Raw genomic sequence first — 6,597 nt, forward strand, 5'->3', positions numbered from 1 at the left:
GTTTCCGTGTCGCCATGAATATCGAGCCTTTCCGCCCACAACGTGGGCATTCAGACTCTCACAACCCCCGGACCGAACCAGCGGGGTCAGGTCAGGATGCGTATGCCACTCTCCGATCCATTGGCTGCCGTCGGTCTGCCACGCAAGGGTGGCGAGGTGGTTGGCGTGGTCGAGGTCGCGGTGGAAGGAATGAGACGCTCTGCGTGCCTTGGGGCCCGGGGTGCCCGCGCTCGTGATGAGGATGTCACCGCTGCGATCGGTTCCTAAGATGATGCCGCCGGTTTCGAGGCCGTCGCAGGACTGTTGGGCTGCGTTCGCGATGGTCTCAAGCGCGGTGGGAGTAATGCGGCACCTCATTTGAGCGAGGTCGGGTTGCAGGTTGGGCACGCGGATCGCGGTGGCGGGATTGTGGCCCAGTGGATGTCGGTCGTGTGGGTGAGATCGAATGGCGCAGTGAGGTTGTTTGCAGGATGTAGTCCGATGATGGCGTGTTCTCCGGGGAGGCGCTGGGTGTGGTCGCCGTGTCGGGATTCGAGGATGGTCGCGACAGCGACCTTGGCTGTGAGGGTGCCGATGAGGTGTAGATCCGGGGGGATGGCGGTCATCGGTTGGTGGGTGTGGCCGGTGCCATAGTCGAGTTCTTGGTCGGCCTCCGTGTCGATGGCGCCGAGGTTCGCGAGGTATTGTCGTGAGCACAGCAGACATCCGTAGCGTGGTGTCGGTCGCAGTCGCAAAATTTCGCCGAGCGAGCCATGATCGAGTACGCAGGCCAGGACAGCGGGTTTACCTGCTCGGCGTGCGAGGTGGCTGACGACGCGTCGTGGGGCGATGCCGTCAGCGGTACAAGGCACGATATCGACTGTGTCGATCAGGGGGCGTATGTGGTGGACGTCGTCGACCACGTCGAGTCGATGTGCGGTGACGTTCTGCTGCGGCCACCGTTGTTGATGCCGGGATTTGAGGGCATCGACCTTGTGGCGGCTCACGCTTTCGGGTCCGAGTACGTGGCGCACGGTGTTGTGCCAGAGGAATCGGTCTGGGTCGACCAGGTGCATATTTCCGATGCCATAGGCGGCGAGGGCTTGTGCTGCGGCGCCGCCTATGCTTCCACATCCGACCAGCATGATCGAGGTGGATGCGAGCAGGTCTACGGGCCAGTGGTCGCGAAGGTGGTCGAGTCCGAGGATTGCGGGTTCAACAGCGATCTGGACGAGTCGGACTCCGTCGCGTTCGATGAGCCATCCGGCGAATTCGGAGGCCCCGGCCCCACGCAGCTGAGGGTCGAGGTCCGAGGCGTAGCTGATCAACAACCCGAGTCCGGTGCTCGGATCTCTGACGCCGGGCACCATCGCGCGGAACGCTTCGTATGGGATTGCGGTGCCCGGCCGGCGCAGGAGTTGGAGATGGTGGAGATGAAGGTCGCTGCTTGCCAGGTTCATCCATTGTCCGACGTGGGACGTGTCGTTCCATCGCAGCGCGGTGAATTTCCGGAGGATATCGGCCTGAATCCAAGTGTTGCGGGCCTTCTCGATGCTATGGACGATGTACGTGTCCGAGACCGACGCATATCGTAGGTTAATGCCGCCGGCGGTGATGGTGGAGTCCGCTATGAGTTTTGCACCCTCGCGGGTCAAGACGATAAACGCGTCAGTGCGGTCCGTCGGCATCGTGGTCTGGGCTTTCTGCGTCAAGGCCGCTTGGCCGGAGTGCGGCTTCTGCGATGAGGTGGTCGTGTGAGGGGTCGGATACGATGCCGTTTACCGACATTTGGTCGATCCTCCCAGCTTTCATCAGTGCGTACTCGATTCGCCAGCCTGCTGCTTTGGCGAAGAGTTCGGTGATACTTGCCTCGGGTGGCCACGCTCCGACCGATCTCAGCAGGCACAGCGATCCTCCGGGAGCGACATGCCAAGCGGTCTGAGTCCATTCTTCGAGAGTCGGCACCGGGTCGAGCGGGTAGATGACTGGCGGCACCATCGGATAGGCCGGGCTGCCCGGTGCGTGGGGTGCGTGCCGGCGTGCGCACGCGACTTGATGGTGCCGGCGCATGCGGGGTGGTATCGGCCGCGGGGAATGTTCTGTCGCGCTGTGTCGGGGTCATGGTGGGCGGGGGCAGCGGTGCGGCGTGCGCTGGAGTGGGCAAGGGCGAGCAAGGGTACGGTGGCCTGGGCCATGGGGCCCTCGATGGTCAACGGCCATAACCACGCCTCCCCGGCCGGTATCCCGGCGGTGGCTGTGAGTGCGCGCAGCGCGGTGAAAGAGAGCCAGAACACGCCCGCAGTGATTGGCGCGGTCATGGCCGTGGCGACCAGTTGTGTGCCGCGCGGGCGTGCGCACGCAGCAGCAGCGCGACGCCGTGGACTGCGGCCAGCAACGCCGACGGTGGAATGACCGCGACGGCGGCGGCCAGTACGGCAACGCGGTCGCGTGCAGAGCGTTGCCAGTGATACGGACCGCCGCGGCGGCGTTGAGTACCGACCAGAAGAAGCCGTGCCACGAGGACCTCGCGCAACAGTGTGGCCGGTGGTTTGATCATGAGGTGACTGCTCCTCGGTGATCGTGGTCGATTCGATGACGGTCGTGTTGGCGGTGGGCGCAGAGGAATTCCCTTCTGCGGGTCACGGGGTAGGTGACTATCGGGCCGGTGCAGTGGCCTCGGGATGAGAGGCCAGCGGGTGGGGTTCGCCGGTCAGCGCCGCGACCGTGGCGGCCACCCGATGCCTACGTGTGTGCCATGTAAACATGCAGGTAGAGGTCATCATTAGCGCGCCGTGGGACGACCGCCGCGTACGCGGGAAGGACGGCGGCATCGTCGCGAATGGAATTCTTGAGACGGGACGACTCCCGCGTGCGCGGGAAAGACCACCCGGACTTCTTGACCTCGGTTTCCACGTAGGGACGACGCCCGCGTGCGCGGGAAGGATTCTGGCACCGGTGTCGTGGCCGACGGCGCGCAAGGACGACCCCCGCGTGCGCGGGAAAGATGCGTTGATATCGACCGCCGTGCCGGAGAGGTGGGGACGACCCCCGCGTGCGCGGGAAGGATCTCTACCTGCAAACTCGCGCGCCCGATTCACCGGGACGACCCCCGCGTGCGCGGGAAGGATACTTTTTGACCTGCATGGTTATACCGGACATGGTCGGTCGTCGTTTAGTTTCGCTGTCCTCGGCGATGAGCCCAGTTCCGTAGGCTTGAGGCTGCTGCGCAGACAGGTGACACCGATCTGGCTTGCCAAGCAGGCCTGGAAGGATGTCATCTTGCCCGGGCCCTACCCGCAGGGTGTTCCGTGACGATGTGGTCCGGGCCGCCCGCAACCATGAAGACGGAGCAACCCGTGTATGGCTCGTCGAACAACTGCCCAGCTGTGTACCGATGGGCAACTAGCGGAACTTGATGCTCGATGGGGGTGAGGCGACGTGAGCATTTCGTTGACAGTAGGTCGGGCGCATTCTGCCGAAGCAGGGGCGCTCTTGATTGTCCGGTTCGGAGGAAGGTTTGGATGATCCCGGATGGTGGTGTCAGGCCACGATCGACAGGAGCCGAGCCGGTCGATAATCTGATTGCGTGGGTGATGATGGGGGGCTTCAAGGTCCGCAGGATGTTTCGGTTGTCCCCGAGGAAGTCCGCAGTGTCGGCAGATATGTCTACGGCATCGCGGATGCACTGCGGCGGGCGTTGGAGTCGGCTGGTTCCGACGTGGATTCATTGACCGGCGGGTCTTGGGTCGGTGATGACGCCGCCGAGTTCGCGGCGGGATGGACGGATGTGCGTGATGGAGGTGTGCGGATCATCGATGCGCTGACAGGGATGGCAGAGAAGCTGGGCGTCACCGCTGACACCTATCAGGCCACCGACGACGGCATTTCGGATGCTTTCAGCAGTTTGAGGTTGTGAGTCATGCCTTCGGAGTTCCAGGTCGATCTCGAAGATCTCGACCAGATCGTCGGCCGGTTGAGCGGTCTTGCGGGTTTTCTCGCCGACAACCTCGATGATATCGACGACAAGGTGGCCACCTTGCAAGGGACAGGCTGGGAAAGTGTCGCGGCGCAGGCATATGCCGATGCACACCGCCAATGGTCCGCTGGCGCTCGCGAGTTTGCCGACGGTGTACGAACAGCTGCCGATGCTGCCAGGGCCGCGCACGACCGGTACACCCGAGCGATTGATGTGAACAGCAGGATGCTGCGTGGGTGACCCCCTCAGGATCGACTGGCAGCTCTACTACGAAGCTGCCAAGAAATGCCACGACCTGGCCACCGAGCTGCGCATCGCCGATAAGCCTGTCCACGATGCGGTCAAGGGCGAATGCGCAGGGATGGCCGGTGACGCACCCGGCTGCAAGGAATGGGGTAAGGCCTACGACCGCTCGGCCCAGGAAACCATGCAAGCATGCACGAACCTGGCGGACGCGCTGACCAACTTTGGATATGTGCTGTACGCGGCCGGCTACAACTACGGACTCAACGCCCGGGCCGATCCGCCGCCACCACGCCCGCAGGTCCACGAGATGACCGAACACAAGGTCGATATCCCGACGTCGGTACGCGACAACGGCCTCGGTATAGACCACGGCGGCGGTGTCCAGGAGCTCTTCGATGCGTTGATCGCGCGAATCATCAATGAGTTCGGCAAACTGCCCAATGGTGACGTCGACAGCCTCGCCAAGGCTGCCCTGGTGTGGCAGGGTTTTGCTGCGCACGAAACCATCACCGGAGCTGCCGGGAAGGTCAGTGCAATCGTCGGGCTGTTCGACACGGTCCAGGACAGGACCAACCTCCAGCCGATTCTGGACCACTTGGAAACCCTGGGCGGCAGCGCCGCCCAACTGGCCACCGCGACCCAGAACCTCGCCACACCCGTGGGCGCTTACCACACCGGAATGGTCGAAGTCCGAGGCGAGATCGACAGAACGATCACCAGCACCGAATGGGCCATAGGTATCACTGTCGTGGCGGGGGCTGCCGCGGCCTTCTTCAGTTGGGGCGCATCCGCTGCCGCGGCCGGAGGAGGGGTGACGGTCATGGTCGGCAACTGCATCAACGCCATCCGCACCGCCTACCAGGCCAGCCGCCTGTTCCGAGTGCTCGGCCTCGCGACGGCGGCGGCTGGAGCTGTCGGCACCATCAAAGCCTTCGACGGGGTCCCCGATCTCGGCAGCACCCTCACTTCCCTCGGCGCCATCATCGCTATGAAGGTGCTCATCGACGACGACGGAGTGCTCGGTCCGGGTGAGGCGGTGCCTGAGATTGCGCCGAACAAGGATGTCACTGGCGAGATGGCGCGGATGCTGGCGGAGGGAATAAATCCGGGTGAAGACTGTTCCGAGATCGCCGAGAAACTGAAGAGGACGGCAGGTGAAGTAGGTGAGATCCTCAAAATCGAACCGGCACCGGGTCAGGAACTCACTGTTGAGGAATATGGTATCCCCGAAGAGTTCCTTTACCATGAGGTCTACACGGATGGAAAATACGTCTACGACCCAAGGCATAGCCCGGAGCCCATCCCGATCGAGCAATGGCGGAGAACTATGCTGGGGGACAATCCAGGTGCGACGATCGAACCGGTGGGATGATGGATTCGAGTGACTTCATTGGGCGCCTGCGCCGTTTCGGTTCCCTTGAATGGTACCGCCATGCCGGCGGCGACGACGACGGCGAGTATTTCAGGCCACCGCTGGTGGTATGGCGCTTTGCCGAACCCCGACCCATGTGGGTTGCGGAGGCTCTTCAGCGCATTGTCGGAGACGAGCGGCGTGAGGTCGACTGGGTATTCGACACAGCACGCCGTAACTGGGTCCTGGTTCCTTCGTATGTCATGGAAGAGAAATCGCGCCATGGCTTCGCGACCGAAGCGCAGGCCGTAGATCTGATCGCTCGAGAAAACCCAGAGTACGGTCGGCGGTCGGTGCGTGATTTCGATAGGATCATTCTCGCGCTGGATTCCGTGCCCGGTAGGGGAGACTTCTGAGCTGGGCCACCAGCTCCCAACGGGATGCGCTGGTCCGCCGCGATACCCCGCGAAGTTAGATCAGTCGGGCGGTCACAGAGATAGGAAAACCCATCGCCGAAGCCCGGATAAGACTCCGCTCTGTGTGACAGAAGTCGAGGCGCGTCGGCGGCGCGGCCGAGGCGCGGGGGTGTAATGGACCAGTCCGTGGAAAGATGGGGGATCGGGTCCATTACTTGCCACGACCAACGTCGGTGCGTCCGGTGCCGACTGGCGAAGCCGCTCCGTCCGATGAACCGAAGCCCGGGCCGCACCGACATGTGGCTTGTCTGTCCTGAGGGTTTCGGCAGACCGGGAGCTACGCTTGGTTGATAGCCAGGACTTTTCGATGGTTGAGCGCGTGGGCGTAGTGGTCGATTCCCCCTCCGGACATGGACCCCCACGCACGAGTCCGGCGCCCTCGATCCGTTCGCTTGTATTTGGGCGGCGGATCGGGGCACCCGTGCCTGGGGGACCCCTCGGATGCCGCCTGGCAGGGAGTCGTTTTCGTCGGTGAGAGGAACCCCCGGGTAGTGGACATCGAGTTAGCAGGATCGTTGATCCTGCGGAAGGATGTCCCTGTGTCTCGGAAGCGTCGGTCGTTCACGACC

General features: G+C 63.3%; 7 protein-coding genes. 4 read left to right on the plus strand and 3 right to left on the minus strand.

All coding sequences use genetic code 11. The features are described 5' to 3' along the window. Positions 1-353: 353 nt before the first annotated feature. The 3 genes from ABZV91_RS31800 to ABZV91_RS31810 form a co-directional block, all read right to left on the minus strand. Positions 354-1,691 (minus strand): ThiF family adenylyltransferase, encoded by a 1,338-nt coding sequence (locus tag ABZV91_RS31800; protein ID WP_355249417.1) that lies wholly within the window; start codon positions 1,689-1,691, stop codon positions 354-356. 183 nt (positions 1,692-1,874) lie between these two features. Then, entirely contained in the window at positions 1,875-2,297 is a 423-nt protein-coding gene (locus ABZV91_RS31805) for a DUF2637 domain-containing protein (RefSeq protein ID WP_355249418.1), read from the minus strand. Beyond that, positions 2,294-2,536 carry a hypothetical protein gene (locus ABZV91_RS31810; RefSeq protein WP_355249419.1) on the minus strand — a complete coding sequence of 81 codons (243 nt, stop codon included), beginning with the start codon at positions 2,534-2,536 and terminating at the stop codon, positions 2,294-2,296. Before ABZV91_RS31810 ends, ABZV91_RS31805 begins: the two co-directional genes overlap by 4 nt. 1,029 nt (positions 2,537-3,565) lie before the next feature. Here ABZV91_RS31810 and ABZV91_RS31815 point away from each other — a divergent pair. From ABZV91_RS31815 to ABZV91_RS31830, 4 genes are read left to right on the plus strand one after another with little or no spacing between them, the layout of a single operon-like run. Continuing rightward, entirely contained in the window at positions 3,566-3,895 is a 330-nt protein-coding gene (locus ABZV91_RS31815) for a WXG100 family type VII secretion target (RefSeq protein WP_355249420.1), read from the plus strand. A 3-nt stretch (positions 3,896-3,898) separates the two neighbouring features. Continuing rightward, positions 3,899-4,195: a WXG100 family type VII secretion target gene (locus ABZV91_RS31820; protein ID WP_355249421.1), complete on the plus strand. Its 297-nt coding sequence runs from the start codon at positions 3,899-3,901 to the stop codon at positions 4,193-4,195. Continuing rightward, positions 4,188-5,573: a hypothetical protein gene (locus ABZV91_RS31825; RefSeq protein WP_355249422.1), complete on the plus strand. Its 1,386-nt coding sequence runs from the start codon at positions 4,188-4,190 to the stop codon at positions 5,571-5,573. Before ABZV91_RS31820 ends, ABZV91_RS31825 begins: the two co-directional genes overlap by 8 nt. After that, complete coding sequence (locus ABZV91_RS31830) at positions 5,570-5,968, plus strand: hypothetical protein (RefSeq protein WP_355249423.1); 399 nt, start codon at positions 5,570-5,572, stop codon at positions 5,966-5,968. The genes ABZV91_RS31825 and ABZV91_RS31830 overlap by 4 nt, the downstream gene beginning before the upstream one ends. The last annotated feature ends 629 nt before the right edge of the window (positions 5,969-6,597 follow it).

This window comes from Nocardia sp. NPDC004568 (assembly GCF_040609955.1).
GTDB lineage: Bacteria > Actinomycetota > Actinomycetes > Mycobacteriales > Mycobacteriaceae > Nocardia.

Excerpts from the sequence above, each read along its gene's own strand:
- ABZV91_RS31820 (WP_355249421.1), top strand. The coding sequence starts at position 3,899 with ATGCCTTCGGAGTTCCAGGTCGATCTCGAAGATCTCGACCAGATCGTC.
- ABZV91_RS31805 (WP_355249418.1), bottom strand. The coding sequence starts at position 2,297 with ATGACCGCGCCAATCACTGCGGGCGTGTTCTGGCTCTCTTTCACCGCG.
- ABZV91_RS31830 (WP_355249423.1), top strand. The coding sequence starts at position 5,570 with ATGATGGATTCGAGTGACTTCATTGGGCGCCTGCGCCGTTTCGGTTCC.
- ABZV91_RS31810 (WP_355249419.1), bottom strand. The coding sequence starts at position 2,536 with ATGATCAAACCACCGGCCACACTGTTGCGCGAGGTCCTCGTGGCACGG.